Annotated in this window: 24 protein-coding genes; 12 read left to right on the top strand and 12 right to left on the bottom strand. The window is 72.1% G+C overall.

From position 1 onward, the window contains the following. Positions 1-50: 50 nt before the first annotated feature. The 5 genes from NI17_RS06805 to NI17_RS06785 all read right to left on the bottom strand — a co-directional run bounded on the left by NI17_RS06805 (position 51) and on the right by NI17_RS06785 (position 4,482). Positions 51-809 (bottom strand): SDR family NAD(P)-dependent oxidoreductase, encoded by a 759-nt coding sequence (locus NI17_RS06805; protein ID WP_068692901.1) that lies wholly within the window; start codon positions 807-809, stop codon positions 51-53. A gap of 41 nt (positions 810-850) precedes the next feature. Further along, positions 851-2,044: a thiolase family protein gene (locus tag NI17_RS06800; protein ID WP_068692900.1), complete on the bottom strand. Its 1,194-nt coding sequence runs from the start codon at positions 2,042-2,044 to the stop codon at positions 851-853. A 129-nt stretch (positions 2,045-2,173) separates the two neighbouring features. Then, positions 2,174-2,908 (bottom strand): FadR/GntR family transcriptional regulator, encoded by a 735-nt coding sequence (locus NI17_RS06795; protein WP_084012750.1) that lies wholly within the window; start codon positions 2,906-2,908, stop codon positions 2,174-2,176. A gap of 269 nt (positions 2,909-3,177) precedes the next feature. Further along, the gene (locus tag NI17_RS06790) at positions 3,178-4,146 is read right to left on the bottom strand and encodes a zinc-binding dehydrogenase (RefSeq protein WP_068692898.1); all 969 of its coding nucleotides are present in this window, start codon (positions 4,144-4,146) and stop codon (positions 3,178-3,180) included. A 144-nt stretch (positions 4,147-4,290) separates the two neighbouring features. Beyond that, positions 4,291-4,482, bottom strand: a complete 192-nt coding sequence (locus NI17_RS06785) for a ferredoxin (protein WP_068692897.1) — start codon at positions 4,480-4,482, stop codon at positions 4,291-4,293. A gap of 179 nt (positions 4,483-4,661) precedes the next feature. On the opposite strand from NI17_RS06785, the gene NI17_RS06780 reads away from it, so the two are divergent. The 7 genes from NI17_RS06780 (at position 4,662) to NI17_RS06745 (ending at position 12,466) form a co-directional block, all read left to right on the top strand. Next, the gene (locus NI17_RS06780; protein ID WP_068692896.1) at positions 4,662-5,912 is read left to right on the top strand and encodes a cytochrome P450; all 1,251 of its coding nucleotides are present in this window, start codon (positions 4,662-4,664) and stop codon (positions 5,910-5,912) included. Between the two features lie 23 nt (positions 5,913-5,935). Then, positions 5,936-7,123, top strand: a complete 1,188-nt coding sequence (locus NI17_RS06775) for an NAD(P)/FAD-dependent oxidoreductase (RefSeq protein ID WP_068692895.1) — start codon at positions 5,936-5,938, stop codon at positions 7,121-7,123. Between the two features lie 468 nt (positions 7,124-7,591). Next, positions 7,592-8,557 (top strand): MSMEG_6728 family protein, encoded by a 966-nt coding sequence (locus tag NI17_RS06770; RefSeq protein ID WP_068692894.1) that lies wholly within the window; start codon positions 7,592-7,594, stop codon positions 8,555-8,557. A gap of 114 nt (positions 8,558-8,671) precedes the next feature. Further along, positions 8,672-9,223: a hypothetical protein gene (locus NI17_RS06765; RefSeq protein WP_068692893.1), complete on the top strand. Its 552-nt coding sequence runs from the start codon at positions 8,672-8,674 to the stop codon at positions 9,221-9,223. A 504-nt stretch (positions 9,224-9,727) separates the two neighbouring features. After that, positions 9,728-10,807 carry a Zn-dependent alcohol dehydrogenase gene (locus tag NI17_RS06755; protein WP_068692892.1) on the top strand — a complete coding sequence of 360 codons (1,080 nt, stop codon included), beginning with the start codon at positions 9,728-9,730 and terminating at the stop codon, positions 10,805-10,807. Between the two features lie 189 nt (positions 10,808-10,996). Next, complete coding sequence (locus tag NI17_RS06750) at positions 10,997-11,302, top strand: hypothetical protein (RefSeq protein ID WP_068692891.1); 306 nt, start codon at positions 10,997-10,999, stop codon at positions 11,300-11,302. A gap of 63 nt (positions 11,303-11,365) precedes the next feature. Continuing rightward, the gene (locus tag NI17_RS06745; RefSeq protein ID WP_068692890.1) at positions 11,366-12,466 is read left to right on the top strand and encodes an FUSC family protein; all 1,101 of its coding nucleotides are present in this window, start codon (positions 11,366-11,368) and stop codon (positions 12,464-12,466) included. 46 nt (positions 12,467-12,512) lie between these two features. Here NI17_RS06745 and NI17_RS06740 read toward each other — a convergent pair whose 3' ends face one another. Beyond that, on the bottom strand, positions 12,513-12,968 hold the full coding sequence (locus NI17_RS06740; RefSeq protein ID WP_068692889.1) for a winged helix-turn-helix transcriptional regulator: 456 nt from the start codon (positions 12,966-12,968) through the stop codon (positions 12,513-12,515). Between the two features lie 93 nt (positions 12,969-13,061). Then, positions 13,062-14,225: a thiolase family protein gene (locus NI17_RS06735; protein ID WP_068692888.1), complete on the bottom strand. Its 1,164-nt coding sequence runs from the start codon at positions 14,223-14,225 to the stop codon at positions 13,062-13,064. A 510-nt stretch (positions 14,226-14,735) separates the two neighbouring features. Between NI17_RS06735 and NI17_RS06730 the strand changes: the two genes are divergently transcribed. Together NI17_RS06730 and NI17_RS06725 are read left to right on the top strand one after the other, a co-directional pair. Further along, entirely contained in the window at positions 14,736-15,101 is a 366-nt protein-coding gene (locus NI17_RS06730) for a hypothetical protein (RefSeq protein ID WP_234402048.1), read from the top strand. 19 nt (positions 15,102-15,120) lie between these two features. Next, positions 15,121-16,038: an alpha/beta fold hydrolase gene (locus NI17_RS06725; RefSeq protein WP_068692887.1), complete on the top strand. Its 918-nt coding sequence runs from the start codon at positions 15,121-15,123 to the stop codon at positions 16,036-16,038. A gap of 78 nt (positions 16,039-16,116) precedes the next feature. On the opposite strand, the gene NI17_RS06720 is transcribed toward NI17_RS06725, so the two are convergent. From NI17_RS06720 to NI17_RS06710, 3 genes are read right to left on the bottom strand one after another with little or no spacing between them, the layout of a single operon-like run. Then, positions 16,117-16,530, bottom strand: a complete 414-nt coding sequence (locus NI17_RS06720) for a DnaJ family domain-containing protein (protein WP_068692886.1) — start codon at positions 16,528-16,530, stop codon at positions 16,117-16,119. After that, a complete protein-coding gene (locus NI17_RS06715; RefSeq protein WP_068692933.1) occupies positions 16,527-17,000 on the bottom strand; it encodes a GbsR/MarR family transcriptional regulator in 474 nt (157 codons plus the stop codon). The genes NI17_RS06720 and NI17_RS06715 overlap by 4 nt, the downstream gene beginning before the upstream one ends. 14 nt (positions 17,001-17,014) lie before the next feature. Beyond that, a complete protein-coding gene (locus tag NI17_RS06710; protein WP_068692885.1) occupies positions 17,015-17,929 on the bottom strand; it encodes an SDR family NAD(P)-dependent oxidoreductase in 915 nt (304 codons plus the stop codon). A gap of 278 nt (positions 17,930-18,207) precedes the next feature. Here NI17_RS06710 and NI17_RS06705 point away from each other — a divergent pair, with 278 nt between their 5' ends. The 3 genes from NI17_RS06705 (at position 18,208) to NI17_RS06695 (ending at position 20,591) form a co-directional block, all read left to right on the top strand. After that, positions 18,208-18,876 (top strand): lytic polysaccharide monooxygenase auxiliary activity family 9 protein, encoded by a 669-nt coding sequence (locus NI17_RS06705; RefSeq protein ID WP_068692884.1) that lies wholly within the window; start codon positions 18,208-18,210, stop codon positions 18,874-18,876. Between the two features lie 170 nt (positions 18,877-19,046). Then, on the top strand, positions 19,047-19,439 hold the full coding sequence (locus NI17_RS06700; protein ID WP_068692883.1) for a hypothetical protein: 393 nt from the start codon (positions 19,047-19,049) through the stop codon (positions 19,437-19,439). A gap of 72 nt (positions 19,440-19,511) precedes the next feature. Beyond that, positions 19,512-20,591, top strand: a complete 1,080-nt coding sequence (locus NI17_RS06695; protein ID WP_068692882.1) for a DNA alkylation repair protein — start codon at positions 19,512-19,514, stop codon at positions 20,589-20,591. Between the two features lie 39 nt (positions 20,592-20,630). Here NI17_RS06695 and NI17_RS06690 read toward each other — a convergent pair whose 3' ends face one another. Both NI17_RS06690 and NI17_RS06685 read right to left on the bottom strand, forming a co-directional pair. After that, on the bottom strand, positions 20,631-21,302 hold the full coding sequence (locus NI17_RS06690) for a DsbA family oxidoreductase (protein ID WP_084012755.1): 672 nt from the start codon (positions 21,300-21,302) through the stop codon (positions 20,631-20,633). Positions 21,303-21,462: 160 nt separating this feature from the next. Then, positions 21,463-22,326, bottom strand: a complete 864-nt coding sequence (locus NI17_RS06685; protein ID WP_068692881.1) for an AraC family transcriptional regulator — start codon at positions 22,324-22,326, stop codon at positions 21,463-21,465. Between the last annotated feature and the right edge of the window lie 105 nt (positions 22,327-22,431).

Genomic DNA, 22,431 nt, shown 5'->3' with positions numbered 1-22,431 from the left:
TGTGGATTCCTCTTCCTGTGCCCCGCTGGTCGGCTCGGTGTGCGCCCGCCTCAGCGCGCGCTCATGCGCATGGCCCCGTCAAGGCGGATGACCTCGCCGTTGATCATCTTGTTCTCGACGATGTGGTGGGCGAGCATGGCGTACTCGTCGACATGGCCCAGGCGGTTGGGGTGCGGCACCGACCTGCCGAGGGCGTCGCGGACCTCCTGGGGGAAGCGGCTGAGGATGGGGGTGTCGAACACGCCCGGGGCGATCGTGGCGACCCGGATCTTCTTGGTGGCCAGGTCGCGGGCGGCGACGATGGTCATGCCCGCCACGCCCGCCTTGGCCGAGGCGTAGGGGATCTGGCCGATCTGGCCCTCGTAGGCGGCCACCGAGGCGGTGAGGACGCACACGCCCCGCTCCTCGTCGACGACCTCGTTGCGGGCCATCCGGGCGGCGGCCAGGCGCAGCACGTTGAACGTGCCGAACAGGTTGGTCCGGACGATCTGCTCGTAGGTCTCCAGGGAGCCGGGGCTGCCGTCCTTCTCGACCACGCGCACGGTGGCGCCGCGTCCGGCGCAGTGCACGAGCGCGCGCAGCGGGGCCCTGGTCTCGGCGAGGTCGAGCGCGGCGTCGACCGCGTCGGGGTCGGTCACGTCCGCCGGGGCGAACCGCCCGCCGATCTCCTCGGCCACCTCCCCGCCCCTGGACCGGGGCAGGTCGACGATGACCACGTGGGCCCCCTGCTTCGCCAGCCGCGCCGCGGTCGCGGCGCCCAGGCCGGAGGCCCCTCCGGTCACCACGACGGAAGCTCCGTTGACGTCCACGCTGTCTCCTCCGAAAGTCGATGTCGCTGGGATGTCGCTGGTCAGATGCGTTCGATGAGGGTGGCGTTGGCCATGCCGCCGGCCTCGCACATCAACTGCAGGCCGAACTGCTGGTCGTTGTCCTCCAGCGCGTGCAGCATCGTGGTCATGAGCCGCGTGCCCGAGGCGCCGAGCGGGTGGCCGAGCGCGATCGCGCCGCCGCGGGGGTTGACCCTGGCGATGTCGGCGTCGAACTCGGCGAGCCAGGCCAGGGGAACGGGGGCGAACGCCTCGTTGATCTCGATGTGGTCGATGTCGGACAGCGACAGACCGGAGCGCTCCAGGACCCTGCGCGTCGCCGGGATGGGCGCGGTCAGCATGAGCAGGGGGTCGTCGCCGCAGACCGCCATCGAGTGGACGCGGGCGCGCGGGGTGTAGCCGAGTTCCTCGCATCTGGCGCGGCTCATCAGCAGCAGCGCGCTGGCCCCGTCGGTGATCTGCGAGGAGTTGCCCGCGGTGATGCTCCAGTCGATCTCGGGGAAGCGCTCGGACAGCTCGGGGGTGGCGAAGACGGTCCTGAGCGCGGCGAGCTTGTCGACGGTGCTCTGCGGGCGGATGGTCTCGTCACGGTCGAAGGTACCCGAGGGGGTCCGGACGCCGACGATCTCCCGATCGAACAGACCGGCCTGCTGGGCCTGGGCGGCGAGCCGGTGGGAGCGGACCGAGTACTCGTCCAGGGTGGTGCGGTCCAGCTTCCAGCGCGCCGCGACCAGTTCGGCCGCCACCCCCTGGGAGACCAGTCCGGGGGCGTAGCGCTCGGCGACCAGGGCGCCGTAGGGGTCGGCGCCCATGCGCGCCGAGCCCATGACGACGCGGCTCATCGACTCCACACCGCCGGCGACCACGATGTCGTAGGAACCGGCCGCGATGCCCTGTGCGGCGAAGTGGACCGCCTGCTGGCTGGAGCCGCACTTGCGGTCGATGGTCGTGGCGGGGACGTGGGCGGGGAACCCGGCGCCGAGCCAGGCCATGCGGCCGGGGGTCGCCGACTGCTCGCCCACCTGCGACACGCATCCGATGATGACGTCGTCCACGGTCCCCGGGTCGAGGTCGTGGCGCGAGATCAGTTGCCTGAGGGTCTGGGCGAGCAGGTCCACCGGGTGGAGGTCGGCGAGCGCCCCGCCCTGACGTCCACGGCCGGCGGCGGTGCGCACCGCGTCGACGATGACCACATCGTTGGATCGCGCTTGTGACATACATATTTCTTATCATGATTGGAATCATGGGTCTATATGAGAGTCACGTGAGCAGCGCGGATCCACTGATGCGGCGCGCCCGGGGCACCGGAGGGGTGGCGTCGCCGCCGTCGCCGCGTCCCGCCGGGGTCAGGAGCTCCACACGATGGGCGTTTCGAGGACGTCGGGGAACTTCTTCTCCGCATAGCGGACGTACTCGTGGATGTGCCTGGACATCGCCTCGGCGGAGGCCTCGGGGTCGCGGGAGGCGATCGCCTCGTAGATGCTCAGGTGCGCCTTGTGGACCGCGGCGCGCCGGAACTGGGGGTAGTCGATGCCGATGGCCGAACCGTCGAGGATGTCGAGCAGGGAGTCCACGAGGTAGCCGAACATCACGTTGCCGGAGCCGTGGGCGATGAGGTCGTGGAAGCGCTTGTTCTCCTCCAGGAAGACCTCCTGGTCCTCCAGGTTCTCGCGCATGGTGTCCACGCTCTCCTTGAGCTCCTTGAGCCGGTCGTCGCTCATCCGCTCCGAGGCCAGCCGGGCCATCATGGGCTCCAGCGCGGTGCGCGCCTCGGTGATGGTGCGGAAGGGCGCCTTCTCGAACTGCATCAGCAGCGTCAGCGTGGTGGTCAGACTGGTGGCGTCGGGCTGCTGGACGATGGGCCCTCCGCCGGGTCCGGGGCGCAGTGAGATGACTCCCTGCAGTTCGAGGAAGCGCAGTGACTCGCGCAGGGTCCCCCGGCCCACGGAGTACTCGTCGAGCATGACCCGCTCGGGGGGAAGGCGGTCGCCCACCGTGTTTCCTCGTCGGTTGATGTCGGCGACGATCTGCTGGGCGACCAGCATCGCCGTCTTCTGCGGCCTCAGGGGCGGTTGTGCCATGGCAAGCACCTCCACAAGTCGGTCGGCTCCCCAGTGGCACGGACACCCCGGGGTACCTTAATGATATGCATAGTTAAATTAATTCACCCTCTAAAATTACCAAGGGTTATCACACAAATACAAAAACCGTTCCGCATATACCCGTCCCGGGGCCGGGCAAGCCGGGACGGAGGGCGGGGAGAAGACGGACGGGTGCGCCGCCGCTCTCCGCGAAGCGGCGGCGCACCCGTCATGGCGGCCGGTCCCGACCGGGAGGGGTCGGGAGCGGCTCACCGGGTGAAGACGATCTTGCCGAACAGCTCGCCCTCGACCATGGCCGCGAAGCCGTCGCGCGCCCGCTCCAGCGGCATCGTCCGGTCGATGACCGGGCGCACCCCGGTGACGTCGAGGAAGTTCACCAGTTGGTCCAGTTCGCGCCGGGTGCCCATGGTGGAGCCCTGTACGCGCATCTGCTGGAAGAAGATCCGGGGCAGCTCGGCGCTGTCGGGCTCGGCGCCCGAGGTCGTGCCCGCGATGACCACCGTCCCTCCGGGACGCAGCGACCGGACCGAGTGCGACCAGGTGGCCCTGCCGACGGTCTCCATGACGGCGTCCACCCGCGTCGGCAGCCGCTCGCCGGGCTCGAACGTCTCGTGCGCGCCGAGGCCGACAGCGCGCTCGCGCTTGGCCCCGTCGCGGCTGGTGGCGAAGACCCGCAGCCCCGCCGCGCGGCCCAGGGCGATCAGGGCGGTGGCCACGCCGCCGCCCGCGCCCTGCACCAGCACGCTGTCGCCCGGCTTGAGCCCGGCCTGGGTGAACAGCATCCGGTAGGCGGTCAGCCACGCGGTGGGCAGGCAGGCCGCCTCCTCGAACGACAGCGACCTCGGCTTGGGGACGAGGTTGCGCCGCGGCACGGCCACCCGCTCGGCCAGCGTCCCCTGGTGGCGTTCGCTGAGCAGCGAGCGGCGCGGGTCCAGGGTCTCGTCGCCGACCCAGTCGGGGCTGCTGATGACGGCGTGGACGACCACCTCGTTGCCGTCCTCGTCGTACCCGGCGGCGTCGCAGCCGAGGATCATCGGCAACTGCTCCTCGCGCAGACCGACACCGCGCAGCGACCAGACGTCGTGGTGGTTGAGCGCCGCGGCCCTGACCGTGACGACCGCCCAGTCCGCTCCGGGCTCGGGGTCGGGACGCTCCCCCAGGCGCAGGGCGGACAGCGGGTCATCGGGCGAGAAACTCTCGGCGTAGACAGCGAACATCCACTTTCCCCTCGGCATCGCGGGCGCTTCCGTGTGCCGGAGTATAGGTCTCCCGCCTCCCCGGCCGCTGGGGCGACGCGGTCCGGGCACACGTCGGGGCCGCCGCCGCTCCGAAGAGCGGCGGCGGCCCCGCGCCGCGCCGTCTCACTCGACGGTGATGGCCCGCTCGGGGCAGGCCTCCGCGCCCTCCTTGGCCGCCTGTTCGAGGTCGGAGCCGACCTCGTCGACGAGCACGTGGGCGTGGCCGTCCTCCTCGTCCGGTGCGAACACGTCGGGCGAGGTCATGTAGCACACGCCGTGCCCCTGGCACTGCTTCCCGTCGACTCGGACGCGCATGATGCCCTCCTTCGGTCGGGGCTCCCTCATTCCGACCATCTTGACATTGATGGTTTTCAGTATAACGATTATCACTAGGGCTGCAACACAGATCACACCAGGCTTCCGCACACGTCACAGAAATCCCCAACCAGGCCACACAGGGAACATCCGCGCGCACAGAGGAAGGGCACACAGCCATGAGCGACCCCACACGCTGCCCGGTCGTCCACTTCGACCACCACTCCGCAGAACACGCGGACGACCCGGTCGCCTCCTACCGCGCACTGCGCCAGAGCCACAAGAGGGGCTGGACCGAGGCCCACGGCGGCTACTGGGTGCTCTCGGACTACCAGAGCGTATTCGACGCGGCCCGCGACGACGACCTGTTCTCCTCCACCCGGGAGGCCGCCGACACCGACGGTCTGGCCATCGTCATCCCGCCGACCCCGATGTACCACCACATCCCCATCGAGGTCGACCCGCCGGAGTTCCGCAAGTACCGCAAGATCGTCAACCAGATCACGGCCCCCTCCGCGGTGAAGCGGATGGAGGAGATGGTGGAGCGCTACACCACCGCCTTCGTCGACAGCGTCATCGAGAAGGGCGAGTGCGACTTCACCACGATCATCGGCGTGCCCGCGATCGTCACCATCGACTGGCTCGGCCTGCCCGTCGAGGACTGGAACCGCTACGCCGGGGCCCACCGCGCCACCCTGGCCGACCCGCAGGACAGCCCCGAGTTCCGCCACGCCGTCGAGGTCGAACTGCCCGCCCTGTCCGAGCAGATGTGGCAGACCATCCGGGACCGGCGCGCCGAGCCCCGGGACGACGTCATCAGCTTCCTGGTGGCCCAGGAGATCGACGGCCGCCCGATCACCGACGAGGAGGTCTTCGCCATCGTCGACCTGCTCGTCTCCGGCGGCACCGGGACGACGGCGTCGCTGGTGAGCCAGGCCCTGGTGTGGCTGGCCAGGAACACCGAGGTCCGCCGGGAGCTCATCGACGACCCGGGCCTGCTCGACCGCGCGGTCGAGGAGTTCCTGCGCGTCTTCTCCCCCACCCAGGCCCTGGCCCGCACCGTCACCCGCGACGTGGACTTCCACGGCTGCCCGATGAAGGCCGGCGACCGCGTCCTGCTGTCGTGGGCCTCGGCCAACCGGGACGAGGAGCAGTTCGACGCCCCCGACACCATCGACATCAGGCGCTGGCCCAACCGCCACGTCGCCTTCGGCATCGGCGTCCACCGCTGCGCGGGCTCCCACCTCGGCCGCCTCATGGCCAAGCGGCTGCTGCAGGAGATCCTGACCCGCATGCCCGACTACACGATCGACTTCGCCGCGCTGGAGCGCTTCCCCGACCAGGGCACCAACGTGGGCTTCCGCCGCATCCCCGCGAGGTTCACCCCCGGCGGACGGGTGCTTGCCGAGTCCGAAGCCGTCATCGGCTGACCGAGGAGACGGAGAGCGTCACGATGGAACGGATCGTCATCGCCGGTGGCGGCCTGGCCGCGGCCAGGACGTGCGAACAGCTCCGCTCGAAGGGCTACGAGGGCGAACTGGTCATGCTCTGCGCCGAGCCGCACCCGCCCTACGACCGGCCGCCGCTGACCAAGGCCGCGCTGGTCGAGCAGGACCACGACCCCACCCTGCCCACCGACTACGCGAAGCTGTCGGTGGACGTGCGCCTCGGCGTCTCCGCCACCTCCCTGGACCCCGCGTCCCGGACGGTGCGGACCACCGACGGTGAACTGTCCTACGACGCGCTCGTCATCGCCACCGGCGCCTCCCCCGTCAGGCTCCCCGGCCCGGGCCGCCAGCTCACGGTACGCACCCTGGACGACGCGGCCCGGCTCCGGGCCGAACTGAAGCCCGGCCAGCGGGTCGTCCTGGTGGGGGCCAGTTGGATCAGCGCCGAGGTCGCCACCGCCGCGCTGCGCCACGGCTGCTCGGTGACCTGCGTCGAGGCGGGCCCGGCCCCGCTCGCCGCCGCCCTGGGGCCGACGGTGGGCGCCCGGTTCCTGCCCTGGTGGGCGGAGGTGGACCTGCGGCTCGACGCCGGTGTCGCGGAGGTCACCGAGACCGGCGTGCGACTGGCCGGCGGCGAGCACGTGGACGCCGACGTGGTCGTGGTCGGCGTCGGCGTCCGCCCCGACACCGCCTGGCTGGAGGGCTCGGGGGTCGACGTGGAGCGGGGGGTGCTCGTGGACGAGCACCTGCGCGCCTCGCAGCCCGGGGTCCACGCCCTCGGCGACGTGGCGGTGCGGTGGTCGCCGCGCTGGAACGGCCGGCTGCGCGTCGAGCACTGGGACGACGCCCGGGAGGCCGCGCGGGTCGTCGCGGCGGTCCTGCTGCACGACCCGTCCGGTGACACGCCGCCGCCCGTCCACGATCCGGTCCCCTACTTCTGGAGCGACCAGTTCGGCCACAAGATCCAGTACGTGGGGCATCACGGCCCCGACGACACGGTGGTCGTCCGCGACGGCGGCGAGCGGTGGGCCGCGGCCTGGCTGGCCGCCGACGGTCGGCTCACCGCGCACCTGAGCGTCGACTCGCCCCGGCAGATGGTCGACGCGCGGATGGCCATCGAGGCGGGGGCGCGCCCCGACGAGGCCGCCCTGCGCGACCTCTCGGCGAAACTCGCGCCGCCGCGCACGAAGTAGGCGAGCGGCCGAAGCTCCTCTCCGACGATCGGCCCCGCCCCCACCGCCGCCCGGGACGGGGCCGGTCCCGTCCCGGCCTCGACCGAGGCCGGGACGCGGGGGAGGAAGGCTCCCGGGCGGCCCTCTCGGGTTCCAGCGGCCGCCGCAACACCCGCTCCTCGGGAACGTGATGGACTTTCCGATCCAAGGGCCGCAGACTTCCGGGGGTCGTGGAACCTCGCCCCCCGGGCTTGCGGCCTCGGCCCCGAGGGGGGCGCATGCGGCCTCCACCCCACGGGGCCGGGTTCCACACCCCCCTGGAGTGGAGGTGACCTGGAAACTCCCACGGGCTGGTGCCACACGGCCCCCAGGGGTTGAGATCACCTGAGAACCGGTGCGGGAAGTCAGGCGGGCAGGGCATTGCCCCGAAGCACCTCCGGCGCCCCGTCCCGGACCGTACGGAGCGGCCGAGCCGGGTAGGGGGAGCCCATGCAGACCTTTCTGCCGCTTCCCACCTTCGCGGCCTGCGCCGAAGTGCTGGACGACCGCCGACTGGGCAAGCAGCGCGTGGAGACCCTGCAGATCCTGCGCGCCCTGGTGTGGCCCGAGTACGGCTGGCAGCGGCACCCGGCCGTGGCGATGTGGCGCGGCTTCGTCCCCGCCCTCGTGGCCTACGGGGTGGCGGTCTGCGCCGAGTGGCGCTCGCGGGGCCGAGCCGACGCCACGCTGCCCGCGCTGCTGGAGTTCACCGGGGGACGCGCACCGCGGGAGGCGGAGCTGTTCGCCCGCGACCTGCTGCCGCCGTGGCTGGGCGACGTGGCGCTGCACCGGTCGCACCGTTCCGCGCTGCTCCGCAAGGATCCCGAGCACTACCGGCCGCTGTTCGGCGACGTGCCCGACGGGCTTCCCTACGTGTGGCCGCCGCCGGTCTTCCCCCGCTGGCCGCTGCGGCGCGCCCGTCCCGACCCGCTGCCGGTCCCGGCGGCCCTGGAGCTGCTGGACTGGGCGGACCCGCCCGAGGAGCAGTTGACCGCGGTCGGGCGGCTCCGCGACGGCCGGGACGCGACCGTGCGGGTCGGGGACCCGCACGGCCACCCCGCCGTGGCGCTGCTGGCCGGACTGTGCACCCCCGGCGCGACGCTGTGGCTGGTCCCCGGCGCGCCACCGCCCGAACCGCCGCCGCACGACCCCACCGCGGCCGCCGACTTCGCCCGCACGGTGGGCCGGATCAGCCGGTCCGTGGCCCGCCGCCCCGGACCGGCGGAGACCGCCGCGACGCGCGAGGAGGCCTTCGCCGAACCGGAGTTCCACTTCCGGCGGATGACTCCCCCCGGCGACACCGCCGCCTCCGCGCCCCCGGGCACCGGTCTGCTCGTGGTCGCCGGAACCGACCTGGCCGTCCCCGGGACCACCGTGCCGGTACTACGCCTGCTTCCCCCGACCACGACACCCTGACCAGGGCTTTTCCGCTCCCTTACTCCGAAAGCCGACACGGGTGCGGAGACTGCGCCACCCTGGGACGGTGTGTAACCATACAGTCACCATGCGACGTGACATTTGGGGGGAGTCATGCGTCGTTTCACCAAGATCGCTCTCACCGGGGCGCTGACCGGTGCTCTGGTGTCCGGCACCGTGTCCACCGCCGAGGCCGGCATCGACCACGAGCCGGTGGTCCTGCCCGGCTGCGCGGTGACCCTCGTCCCCGACGGCGGGGACGCCGGGAACGCCGAGTGCCTGCAGCCGGCCCGGGAGACCGCCAGCGGAGACCGCTACGGCAGGGACGGCAGGGACGGCAGGGACGGCCGGGACGGCAGGGACGGCCGGGACAGGGACCGCGTCTCCTACGTGGTCGTGACCGAGCACGGCCCGTGGGGGTCCCGCGCCGAACGTGAGGGCTGGCACCTCTACTTCGTCGAACCCGGCCTGTACTACGTGCCCCGGAAGTTCAACGACGAGGCCAGCGCGTGGGGCTCCTACGGCTTCTGCGGCCACTTCCACGTCCATGACCCGGGCACCCGGCCCGCGGCGTTCTTCCCGAAGAACCGGGCGGGCAACTTCCCGTACGGCAATGTCGGCAACGACGAACTGTCCGGCGTGAGCGTCTACGACCACTGCGGCTAGTCGCCTCGCGGGACGACCGCGACGCCGGGGCCTGCCACCGCCGCTCCGCGTCCCCGGCGTCGCGGCCACCGGGGCCGTGACCCACCCCGCCAGGTCCCCGGAAACGGACCCGCTCCCGGAGGTCCCGGCCGGGGCGGGCAAGAGCACGCTGGTCCACGGCTCGCCGGCGGGACGCGGCGGGGCGCCACGGTGGTCGTCATCGAGTGCCACCGGGCGGTGACGGCCCGCGCCGACCGGATCATCGACCCTGCTCCGGCGCGGGCCACGGCGGCGGCCCGGTGGTGTTCACCGGAGCCCCCGCCGACCCCGCCGCCCACGGTGACGCGCTGACAGCCCGCCACCTGCGCGCCCACCCAACGGGAGGCGCGGCCCAACCGGTCTCCTCCCCGCCGCGCGGCCGTCCCGGGCGCCTCTGCCACGCCACCCGAAGCAGACATCTACGCAATTAATGATAAGCAATATATTGTTATTTGCATCTCATGAGCAAACCCACGGGAGGCGTTGATGAAAGCAGCCGTCCTGCACGAGTTCTGCGAGGACCTGGTGATCGAGGACGTCACCGTCTCGGACCCCGCACCCGACGAGGTCCTCGTCCGGGTCGTCGCCTCCGGCGTCTGCCACACCGACCGGACCATGCACCTGGGGGCCAACGCCCTCCCCCTGCCACTCGTCCTCGGCCACGAGGCCGCCGGGATCGTCGAGCGTGTGGGCAGCGCCGTCACCTACGTCAGGCCCGGCGACCCCGTCGCGGCCTGCGCCTCCGCCTTCTGCGGAGTCTGCCGCTGGTGCATGCGCGGCGAACTGCAGCACTGCGAGCGCAAGCGGCGCTCCCGCCCGCCCGGCCAACCGCCCCGGCTCTGCCGGGGCGACACGCCCGTCGAGCCGTTCGTCGGCCTCGGCGGATTCGCCGAGCAGCTCCTCGTGCACGAGAGCGCCCTGGTGAGACTGCCCGAGGAGATGCCCCTGGACCGGGCCGCGCTGCTGGGCTGCTCGGTGATCACCGGCGTGGGCGCGGTGCGCAACGCCGCGAAGGTCCAGGTCGGCCAGACCGTCGCGGTCATCGGCTGCGGCGGCGTGGGCCTCAACGTCGTCCAGGGCGCCCGCATCGCCGGGGCCGCGCAGATCATCGCGGTCGACCGGCTCGCCGACAAACTGGCCCTCGCCCGGGAGTTCGGCGCCACCCACACCGTCGACGCCGGCACCACCGACCCGGTGGAGGCGGTGCGCGAACTGACCGGCGGCGGCGTGGACCACGCCATCGAGGTGGTGGGCATCGCCGCCACCATGGAGCAGGCGTTCCGGATGCTCGACACCAAGGGCACCGCGACCGTCGTGGGCGTGGCCCGCCCCGACGTGCAGATCCGCGTCCCCGCCACCGACCTGCTGCTGGAGAAGCGCCTCCAGGGCTCCAAGATGGGCTCGGCCCGGTTCCGGATCGACATCCCGCTCTACTGCCGGCTCTACCTGGACGGCCGGTTGAAACTCGACGAACTCCTCAGCGCCCGGGTGCCCCTCACCGAGGTCAACAGCGCCCTCGCCGACCTCGACAACCCCCTCGGCGCGCGCACCGTGCTCACGCCCTGAGCCGCTCGACCGCCGATGCCTCCCCGCGTCTCTCCCGCGGGTGGTCCGGTCTCTCCTCCGGCCGACCGCCGGCATCGGCATCCCGGGGCGTCTCCTCGCGGAGGAGACGCCCCTCTTGTTCCGCATCCCCGCGCGGTTGGGCGCGGGCGGCGCGGGTAGCGGTGCACGGCGGTGGAGAGGGGGTCCACGATGGCGGCACAGGGCGAGCCCTTCGTCGCGGCCTCGGGCCAGTGGATCGACGAGGACGGGGTGCGGCTGCCCTCGGGCGAGGCGCACGCCTGCTGGCCGGGGCAGAACCAGACACTGTGCGGCCTGCCGCTGAGCCGGGCGCGGCTGCGGCGCTTCCCCCACGTCCCGTGGTCGGACGCGTTCCCCGAGTCCGGAGGCGCGGCCGACGAGGTCCGCCGGGTCTGCCCCAGGTGCCGGGCCGCGGCGGGCGGGAAGCGTTCGCGGCGCGCCGGCCGTGGCTGGACCAGGACGTTCCCGCGTCCCTGATCCGCGGCGCGGCCACCCGAGCGGCCGCGCCCGACGTCGTGTGCTGGGAGAGAGAGCATTTCCGTGCTGCGCAACTGGGTCGGATACCTGGTGCGGACGTGGGCACCCGCCCACCCCGAAGGATGGCGGCAGTACTGGTCCGAACGCCTGCGGCTCGTGGTGAAGGCCGCTCTGGCCGCCGTGCTGGCCTGGGTGATCGCCAAGTACGGGCTGGGCCAGCCCAACCCGTACTTCGCGCCGCTGGCCGCGCTGCTGGGCGTCTACCCGACGATCGCGCTGTCGGTACGGGAGGGGACGAGTTACGCGGCCGGTTTCCTGCTCGGCGGGCTCGTGGCGATCCCGGTCGGCGAGGCCTTCGGTCCCACGGCGCTGGGGATCGCCGTGGTGGTCGTGGTGTCGCTGCTGGTGGCGAGCTTGCGGGCGCTGGGCGACCAGAGTTCGCAGGTGTCGTTCACCGCACTGTTCGCGCTGCTGTTCGGCGGCCACGACGTGGTCTCCTACGTGCTTCCCCGTCTCATTGACGTCGGTGTCGGGGTGGTGGTGGGGCTGGGGATCAACGCGCTGCTGTTCCCGCCCACCCACCTGGGCCGGGCGCACCGCGCGCTGCAGGAGCTCCGTTCGGACGCCGCCGCCGCGACGGAGGCGCTCGCCGACAGCGTCGCCGACCCCGAGAAGGGGCTGACCTGGTGGGAACGGTGGTCCGACGCACTGCACCGCAGCACCCGCAGGGCGCGCCGCGCCTGCGACGACGCCAAGGAGTCGGTGCGCGGCAACCCTCGGGCCGTGCTGGAACGGCACGACCCGAGGCCGGTGCTCCGCCTCATGGACCTCTCCGAGCGGGTCAGCTCCCGCATCCGGGTGATCGCGGCCACGGTGGACGAGTTGGACCGTGTCCAGGGCGACCCGTCGCACCCGTCCATGGAGTTCCGTCTGGACTACGCCCGCCTGCTGCGGGAGCTGGCGTCCCTGATCCGCTGGTCGTCCGACCTCACCTCGGGGGAGGCCCAGGACGCCCGCGCGACCGCGCGGCAGATCCAGTCGCGCCTGGCCGACCCGCACCGGGCTCCGGGCACCGACCTGCCCGGACTGTGGGATCCGGAGAAGGAACTGCTGCGGAACAGCGAACTGCTGCTGCGTCTGCTCTCCCCCGAACAGCACCGGTGATCCCGGTGCCAGGGACCCGTTCTTCCGCGTTCGGGCGGCTCCGGCGTCAGGAGCACCGGTCGTCGGCCAGGGCGGGGCCGGAGGGCGAGTGGGCGCCCCGCACCGCCGGGCCGCCGCAGTGGGCGCAGACCACCACCGGGTCCAGGACCTCGCCGCAGGAGTGCTGGTAGCGCAGCGGCGGGTCGTCGGGGTTGAGGTGCCGGTCCCCCCACCTCATGAGGGTGAGCAGCACGTCGCACAGTTCCCAGCCCGCGGAGGTCAGGCGGTACTCGTAGCGCGGGGGGTGCTCGTTGTAGAGCCTGCGGCGGATGATGCCCACGGCCTCCAGTCTGCGCAGTCTGGCGGTGAGGACGTCGCGGGAGGCCCCGGTGTTGCGGACGATCCGGTCGAAGCGGTGGACCCCGTGGCTCAACTCGCGCACGACCAGCAGCGACCAGCGGTCGCCCACCAGGTCGAGCGTGTCGGCGACCGAGCACTTCCGGGGAGCCACGCTCTTCGACATGGCCCCATCCTAGATCAGTCGGTTGGGATTTCGAACGGTCTTTCCCGGAAGCACTGCCAAAAGCCGCGCGGGAGAGGCTCCCGACAGCGGCGGTCAGAGCAGTTCGAGGACGGTGGCGTTGGCCATTCCCCCGGCCTCGCACATGGTCTGCAGTCCGTAGCGGGCGCCGCGGTCCTCCATCAGGTGCAGCAGGGTGGTCATGATGCGGGCGCCGCTGCCGCCCAGGGGGTGGCCGACGGCGATCGCGCCGCCGCGCACGTTCACCCTGTCCAGGTCGATCCCGGTCTCGCGCTGCCAGGCCAGCACCACCGAGGCGAACGCCTCGTTGACCTCGAACAGGTCGATGTCGTCGGCCCGCAGTCCGGCTCTGGCCAGCGCCTTCTCGGTGGCCGGGACGACGGCGGTGAGCATCAGCAGCGGGTCGTCGGCGGCCACGGCGAAGGTGTGGAAGCGGGCGCGCGGCCGCAGTCCCAGCCGTTCGGCCACGTCCGCGCCCATGACGAGCAGGGCCGCCGCGCCGTCGTTGATCGGCGAGGCGTTGCCCGCGGTGACGTTCCAGCCGATCTCGGGGAAACGCTCCGCGACGGCCGGGTGGTGGTAGGCGGGCCGGAGTCCGGCCAGTGCCTCGGCCGAGGTGTCGGGGCGCACGGTCTCGTCCCACTGCCCGCCCCAGGCGACCTCCCGGTCGAACTCGCCGCGCTCCCAGGCGGCGGTGGCGCGCCGGTGCGACTCCAGGGCGTAGGCGTCCTGCTCCTCGCGGCCGATCTTCCAGCGGGCCGCGATCAGTTCGGCGCTGATGCCCTGCCCGACCAGTCCGTCCGGGTAGCGTCCGGCCAGTCGGGAACCGAGCGGGTCGGTTCCGGGGAGCACGTTGGCGCCCATCGGCACCCGCGACATCGCCTCCACCCCGCAGGCGACCGCGATGTCGTAGGCCCCGCTGATCACGCCCTGCGCCGCGATGTGCGCGGCCTGCTGGGAGGAGCCGCACTGCCGGTCGACGGTCATGCCGGGGACGCTCTCGGGGAACCCGGCGGCCAGGGCTGCCTTTCGGGTGATGTTGCCCGCCTGCTCCCCCACCTGGGTCACGCAGCCGCCGATGACGTCGTCGACGAGCGCGGGATCGATCCCGGCCCGCTCCACCAGCGCCGCGAGGGTGCGGGCCAGCAGGTCGACGGGGTGTTCCCCGTGCAGCGCTCCTTCCGGCCGCCCCCTGCCGATCGGCGTGCGCACCGCCTCGACGATCACCGCGTCCCGCATGACGCCCTCCTCTGTCGGGATTTCCCACTCACCGGTCGGGCCGCTCCGGCCCACCGGGGCCGCGACCGTTCCCACTCCCAGTGGGTTGGAATATCCAACTCACTTGACGCGGTGATGCTAACAGGACCGAATCCGGTTCTACAACCCTTGGCCGAACGGGATTCGCTCCCCGGTCGCCCGGACCGGGAGGCGCTCCGGCCCGGGACGCCTCACCGCCCCCGGGCCGCGGTCGGGTCCCCCGAGGCCGCGTGGTTGACGTGCCCGGGGAACGCCTGGAGGTTCGCGGGGAAGGACTTCCGCTCGAACACCGCGGGCGGACTCCGGCACCCCGCACAAAAGAAGCACAAAGATTCGGGCGAGCCAGTGCCATATTCACCGAATCACCGTTATCTCCCTCTTTGGGGGAGAACATGTGCCCTGTGATCCCTGTCACCCGGGGTCGCAGGGCACAGCCGTTCACCCACGTCGGAGGCGACCGCCATGACCATGACCACCAGCACGGAATCCGCCGTGACGGAATTCCGTCGGCTGAGCGATTCCGACCCGGAAATCCAGGCCCACGGAAAGTACTTCTCCTGCTCGTTCCTGTGGGACATGGAGGAGAAGAAGTTCCTCGTCCGGATGCACCGGGGCAGGATCGAGGAGCTGATCGTCGATCCCGGGCCGCTCGAGGACTACGACTTCGCCGTCCGGGCCGGCGCCGACACCTGGCGGGAGTTCGGCCGGCAGACTCCCGCACCGATGTTCCACGGCATCTGGGCCGCCTCCTTCCAGCGCGACATGCGTCTGGAGGGCAACCTCCTGGTGCTCATGCAGAACCTGCGCTGCGTGACCCGCCAGATCGAACTGCTGCGCGCCACCGGCCCGCTGGTCTGACCCCGGAAAGGACACCGCCATGACAACCCCGACAGGAATCTCCCCGGTCACCGGGCACTACGTCACGATCGAGGTCGAGGGCTCCCAGTACCGCGTCTTCTACCTGGAGAACGGGACCGGGCAGCCCCTGGTCTGCCAGCACACCGCCGGATGCCACAACCACCAGTGGATGGGCCTGCTGGAGGACTCGGAGATCACCGACAACTACCGGGTCATCGCCTACGACCTCGCCCGGCACGGCAAGTCCGACCCGCCGCTGAACTCGGAGTGGTGGAAGGAGGAGTACCTGCTCACCGCCGACCACTACGTCGCGTTCATCACGGCCTTCTGCGACGCCCTCGGCCTGGAGGAGCCGATCTTCATGGGCTCCTCCTTCGGCGGCAACGTCGCCCTGCAGCTCGCGCTGCGCCACCCCGACCGGTTCAAGGCGGTCATCCCCGTGGAGGCGGCCGACCACTCGCCCGGCTTCTTCCTCGACTGGTGGCAGCACCCGCAGGCCAACGCCGCGCAGGTGTGCGCGAGCGGCGTGTGGGACCTCATGGCGCCCCAGTCACCGGAGAGCGACCGCCGACGCACGTGGTTCTACTACACGCAGGGCTCCGAGGCGTTCCGCGGCGACCTCTACTTCTACTCCGTCGACCACGACCTGCGGGGCCGCTGCGGCGAGATCGACACCTCACGCTGCCCGGTGGTCATGCTGACCGGCGAGTACGACTACCTCACCACGCCCGACGACGGTCGACGCACCGCCGAGCAGATCCCCGGGGCCGAGTTCATCGAGATGTCGGAGATCGGACACTTCCCGATGAGCGAGAACTACCCGAGGTTCGCCGGATACCTGAAGCAGGCGCTCGACCTCATCGCGCGCCGCACCGGCGCGGAGGAGGCGGCCGCGCCCCGGCCCAGGACCCCGTCCGCGCCCGTCGGCGGCCGCTGAGCGGCCGCCGACGGCGCCCGGCTCCTGCGGCCCCTGTCCCGCCCGACGACCGGACGGGACAGGGGCCGCTTCCGGACCTCAGCGCCCCTCGCCGCCTCCCCGCCGCTCCCGCCACTCGCGGACGATCTCGTCCACGTCGTAGGGGACCAGGGTGAGCGGCGGGCCGGGGATCGGCCGCCGCGTCATCGCGCGGATCTGGTCGTTGACGTCCTCGACGATGCGGCGCACCTCGGCCTCGGAGTCCGCCCGCGCCGCCTCGGCCAGCGCCTGCTCGGCCTCCCTGCGCAGGGCGAGCGCGGGCGGCAGCAGCGAGACGTTCTCCTGCCGCAGCTTGCGCCTGACCCACCACATCTCGTCGTAGGGCTTGTCGATGTCGGGAATGGGTTGACCCAGTCCGGGCAGGTCGTCGAACTCGCCCCGTTCGATCGCCTCGCGGACCTGGCGGTCCACCCACGACTCGAACCGCTCTCCGGACGGTTTGCGCTCGGTCACCGCGGCCTTCCTTCCCTCCCCTGCTCCCGTTCCCAGCGGTCGAGGAGCCTGGGGAACTCTCGGGCCATGAACTCGTACATCCCGGCCATGCGGCTCAGGCGGTCCCGCGCCGCGGGCTCGTCGCCGACCGCGCGCAACCCCTGTTCCACCAGTTCCCGGAACGCGGCGAACTCAGCCATCTTCGCCCGGAACGCGCGGCCGAAGACGTCCTCGACCACCCGGTAGTGGTCCCGGCGCCGCCGCGGCGGCCGGTGGCGCTCCACCAGTCCGGCGGCGGTGAGCTGCTGCAGCGCCACGCTCATGCTGCTCTTGGCCACCTCGAGTTCGGCGCACAGCCGCGGGGCGTCGGCCGTCCCCGCGGGCTCGGACAGCAGCCACCCCAGAACGCGTCCGGCGGTCCGGCTCAGGCCGAGCCGCTCGAAGTACAGTCCGGCGTTCTCGACGAACTCCTCCCGCGTGTCCTCTCCCACGGTCGTCCCCCGCCTCACCAGGCCCACCCGGGGTCACCGGTCGCCCCCTGGCTCACCGCCCACAGCCGCTCGCGCGCCTCCTCGTCGTAGGCGAACGCCGGGGCGTCGACCGGCCGCTCGTTCTCGTCGAGGTAGACACCCCTGAGTGCGGCCCGCGCGTCCCCGCCGGGGTCGGCGTGGTCGCTCCAGACGGAGTCCCTGGTCGCGACGCGGGCATAGGTCTCGGCGATCCGCTCGGGGGGATGGGCGATCCGGTTCTTGGGCGCGTACAGGACGCGCAGCAGCCGGGGCATCGCGGCCACCCGCCCGGGGTCGAGCCGTACCGAGGGCACCCGGACGCAGGCCACGTCGGCCCGGCCCGCCGCGCGTAGCGCCAGGCTGTGGCTCATCATGACCTGCGCCAGTTTCGCGTGGTAGTAGGCCCGGGTCGGGGTGTACCAGTCGGCGCTGTCGAGCGCGTCGAACCGGATGCGGATGCGCGGCATGGTGACGAGTCCCTTGCTGGCGACCGTGACGACCCTGGGGCGGGGGGCCGCGGCGAGCAGGCGGCTGAGGGCGGCGGTGAGCCGGAACGGACCCAGGTGGTTGGTGGCCCAGAAGAGTTCGTGCCCGTCTGCGGTGAAGCGCGGTCGGCGGATCGTCTGGTCGAACACGGCGGCGTTGTTGACCAGGACGTCCAGGTGGTCCAGTTCGTCGCCGAGCCGGTCCGCCGCGGCGGCGACGGACTTCTGGTCGGCCAGGTCGGCGAGCACCAGCCGCGCGGGGTGGCGCGCCGCCACGGAGATCCGCGCCACCGCGGCCGCGCCGCGGTCCGGGTCACGACAGATCGCGTGGACGCGGTGCCCGTCGGCGGCCAGCCGCTCGGCGGCGCGCAGTCCGATGCCCGAACTGGCTCCGGTGATCGCGATGGTCAGGGGTCGGTCGGTCATGGGGAGTCCTCGAAGGCGTTCCTTTTGTTCGGATCGATCCGAACAAAAGGAACATTACCGGATCCGCCTCCTCGGCGCCGCCACGCCCGACCGGCCCCGACCCGACGAGGGCCCCGGCCACGGCGGCCGCACAAGGTCTGACCACAGCGGATGACCAGGTACAAACTCTCCGTGTTCGTAACTGACTGTTTTTATCCGGCTTCATGGGGTAATATTTCCGCAGCATGGGAACGCTCCCATGCCCGGAACCCCCACATCCGGAAATTGGAGATCGAACAATGCATCGTCATGTTCGCACCGGGAACTCCCGGTGGACTGTACGCGCTCTGGCCGTGCTGTTCGCGGCCCTGCTCGGCCTGACCCAGTGGACCGCGCCCGCGGCCGCCCACGGGTCGGTCATCAACCCGGCGACGCGCAACTACGGCTGCTGGGAGCGGTGGGGCAGCGACCACCTCAACCCCAACATGCAGCAGGAAGACCCGATGTGCTGGCAGGCGTGGCAGGACAACCCGAACGCCATGTGGAACTGGAACGGGTTGTACCGCAACGGCGTCGGCGGCAACCACCGGGCGGCGCTCCCCGACGGGCAGCTGTGCAGCGGCGGCAACGCCGAGGGCGGCCGCTACCGGTCCCTGGACGCCGTGGGTCCGTGGAAGACCACCAACATCAACAACACCTTCACGATCCACCTGTACGACCAGGCCAGCCACGGCGCGGACTACTTCCAGGTCTACGTCACCCACCAGGGCTTCGACCCCACCACCCAGCCACTGACCTGGGGCAGCCTGGAGCTGGTGCACCAGACCGGCAGCTACGCGCCCAGCCAGAACATCCAGTTCACCGTCAACGCCCCCAACCGCAGCGGCCGCCACGTCGTCTTCACGATCTGGAAGGCCTCGCACATGGACCAGACCTACTACCTGTGCAGCGACGTGAACTTCGTCTGATCCGCTAGGTCAGGCGACCACGCCGCGGGCCCCGCCGGAAAACCACGTCCGGCGGGGCCGCCGCGTCTTCGGCGGCGCTCCGCACCGGGCATCCGGGCCCGGTATCCGGGAAGAGGACGACCGTGGGACCCGGACCGACTCCGGCCGGTGCGGAACGGAAGGGGGCGCCGATGCCCGCAGAGACCACCCGCCGCAGGTCCGTACCGCTGACCGTCGTCTCCGCCTTCGTCGCGGTGTCGGCGACGGTCGGAGCGGTCGGCCTGATGGGCGGCGACATCCTCGGCCCGGCGGTGACCGCCCGCCTGCCCTTCGCCAGCTCCCTCCTCGCCGGGATCACGCTGGCCGTTGTGGTGGCGGTCCCGATGGCGGTGTGCGCGCTGCTCGCCGCCGTCGGCTCCCGGCACACCGCGACGGCCGCCGTCGCCGCCGGTGTGCTCCTGATCGGCTGGGTCCTCGTGCAACCCGTGATCATCAGGTACTTCTCCTGGTTGCAGCCGTTCTACGGCCTGCTCGGAGTGGTCGTCGCGTGGCTGGGGCTGCGCCTGCGCGGACGGAGGCCGTGAGGTCCGGCGCCCGGCACTGTCACATCCCTGCGGCATGCTGGTCGCCCACCCCTCCGACCTCCGGGAGACCCCATGCCCACCGCGGACGAGATGCTCGGTCCAGCCACCGTGCGCGCCCTCTCCGACCACCTGGAACGCGCAGGGGCCGCTGGCAGCGCCGTGCGCGCCTGCGCCGACCGCCTGACCGGCCACGGTTTCAAGGAGCGCGTCACCCTGGTCCGCGACGCCGTCCTCGCCGACCTGCCCGCCGACTACCCGCGGTTCGATGCGGTGGTGCGCGCCGCGCTGGAGGACGAGGCGTTTCGGGGGTGGATGACCCTGCCCGTGGGTGAGGCCGTGGCGGTTCGCGGACTGGCCGACTTCGAGCCGGCCCTGGAGTTGCTGGCCGCGCTCACACCACGGCTCACCAGCGAGTACGCGGTCCGCCCGTTCCTGGACAGCGACCTGGAGCGAGCCCTGGCGGTGATGCTGGACTGGACCGCCGATCCGGACCCGCACGTGCGCCGCCTGGCCAGCGAGGGCTGTCGGCCGCGCCTGCCCTGGGCGGCGCGCCTGCCCGCGCTCGTGGCCGACCCGACCCCGGCGCTGCCGGTCCTGCACGCCCTGTACCGGGACGGCTCCGACTACGTCCGCAGATCGGTGGCCAACCACCTCAACGACATCGGCCACGACCACCCCGACACGGCGGTCGAAACAGCCCTCCGATGGCTGGCCGACGCGGACGCCAACACCCCCTGGGTGGTCCGGCACGGCCTGCGCGGCCTGGTCAAGCAGGGTCATCCCGGCGCGCTCGCCGCCCTGGGCTACCCGGCGGACGTCCCCGTCACGGTGGACGGCCCCCACCTGGCGGCGGCCGAGGTCGCCCTCGGCGGCGAACTCGGCTTCACCGCGACGGTCACCAACCGCGGCACGACGCCGGTAGCCGTCGCGGTCGACTACGTCGTCCACCACGTCAAGGCCAACGGCACGCGCACGGCGAAGGTCTTCAAGCTCACCACGCGCACCCTGGAGCCGGGCGAGAGCTGTGCGCTGCGCAAGGTCCACTCCTTCCGACCGATCAGCACCCGCCGCTACCACTCCGGCACACACGCGGTGCAGTTGCAGGTGAACGGTCGGCGCCACGCGACGGCCGAGTTCCGGCTCACCGTCTGACGCCGACCGCCTGCCGGTCGGCGGGGCCGTGCGGCGGAATCAGGCGGCCGAGTCGCGCGCGTGCTCGCGGGCGGTGCGCAGCGCCGACAGCAGCGTCCCCGCGGGCTGGGCGCCGGAGACCGCGAAGGCACGGTTGAGCACGAAGAACGGCACCCCGGTGATGCCCAGCGCACGGGCCTTTGCGACGTCGGCCCGGACGTCCTGGACGTGGTCGTCGCCGAGGACGACCCTACGGGTCTCCTCCTCGGGCAGTCCGATCTCCACGCCCAGCCGGACCAGGGTGTCGACGTCGTCGAGGACCTGCGCCTCGACGAGTTGGGCGCGCAGCAGCCGCTCGTGGGCCGCGTCCCCCAGGCCGTGCGCCCTGGCCAGGTGGGTCAGGCGGTGGGCGTCGACGGTGTTGACCATGGTGGCGTGGTCGAGGTCGTAGGCCAGGCCCTCCTGTGCGGCCAGCTCGGTGATCTCCGCGTGCATCCGGCGGACCCGGTCGGGCGAGCCGCCGATCTTCTCCGCCAGAACCTCGGGCACCGACCGGCGCACGCCCACGGGAAAGGCCGGGTCGAGCTGGAAGCTGCGCCAGGCCACCTCGACCTCGTCGGCGTGCTCGAACTGCTCCAGGGCGCGCTCCAGGCGGCGTCTGCCGATGTAGCACCACGGGCACACGACGTCCGACCAGACCTCGACCAGCACGGTCCTCTTCACGGCGCTCACCGGCACACCCCGTCTCGCCTACTCGCCCTACAGGGACGATCTCGACGATAGCGGGTCAAATGCCCAGATAAGCCGCCCACCGTCGACGCGGTCCGGGCCGGGAGTGCCGCTGCGGTCACCCCCGATGCGCGGGGGCGACCGCAGCGGCACGACGACCGCGTCAGGTGGTCCGCTCCACGGGGATCCACAACTGGGCCTCGGCGTGGGCGCCGTCCTCCGACAGGAGGGTGCGCAGGATCTCCGGCCCCGGCACGCTCCGGTACGGGTTGGACGGGAACCACTGGGTGAACACGTCCCGCCACAGGTACTGGATCGCCTGCGGCACCTCGCCGGAGACCTCGAACACCGCCCACATGCCCGCGGCGACGGACAGGGCCTCCAGGTCGCCGGGCGGCTCCGCGCCGGTCACCACGCCGTGGTAGTAGTCCAGTTCGGTGCCCTCCGCGCGGCTGTCGGCGAGGTTGTCGACGGCCGCGACGATCCCGCGCGGCTCCTGGTCGCACAGTTCCTCCAGCCGCCGCAGCGTCCCCGCGTCGATGCCCCGCACGAACTCGACGATCGCCGGATTCTGTCCTTCGTGCACCAGGGGCACCCGCGTCTTCCTCCCGACCACGCGGAAGGCGTCCTTGTCCACGATCCGGTACCGCATGTCACCACTCCCTTCGACGACGAGGCGGAAGGACATCCGGGGCTGGGAGCGCAGCGCGGCGCCGCTGCGGCGGGCCTCGCCGGGCCCCACGCCGTGCATGGCGCGGAACGCCCGCGCGAACGCCTCGCCCGAGCCGTAGCCGTAACGCACCGCGATGTCGAGCAGCGTCCGCTCCCCGGCGAGCACCTCGGCCCCGGCGACGGTGAGCCGCCTGCGCCGGACGTACTCCGACAGCGGCAGCCCCGCCAGCGCGGAGAACAGCCGCCGCAGGTGGTACTCGGACGTGGCGGCGATCCGCGCCAGCTCGGCCCCCTCGATCCGCTGGTCGAGGTGGCGCTCGATGTGCTCCATGGCCCGGTTGAGCCGGTCCAGCATCCCGGATCTCCTTCCCTTGCGGCACCCACGCTAGGAAGGGGACCTCCTGCCGCACCCGACCTTTCCGTGTCCGGTTCGGTCGGGTGGCGGAGTGCCGCTCGGCGG

Source organism: Thermobifida halotolerans (assembly GCF_003574835.2).
Classification (GTDB): Bacteria; Actinomycetota; Actinomycetes; order Streptosporangiales; family Streptosporangiaceae; genus Thermobifida; species Thermobifida halotolerans.
The sequence above is the reverse complement of the archived record's forward strand: the minus strand, read 5'-3'. Positions and strand labels throughout refer to the sequence as shown.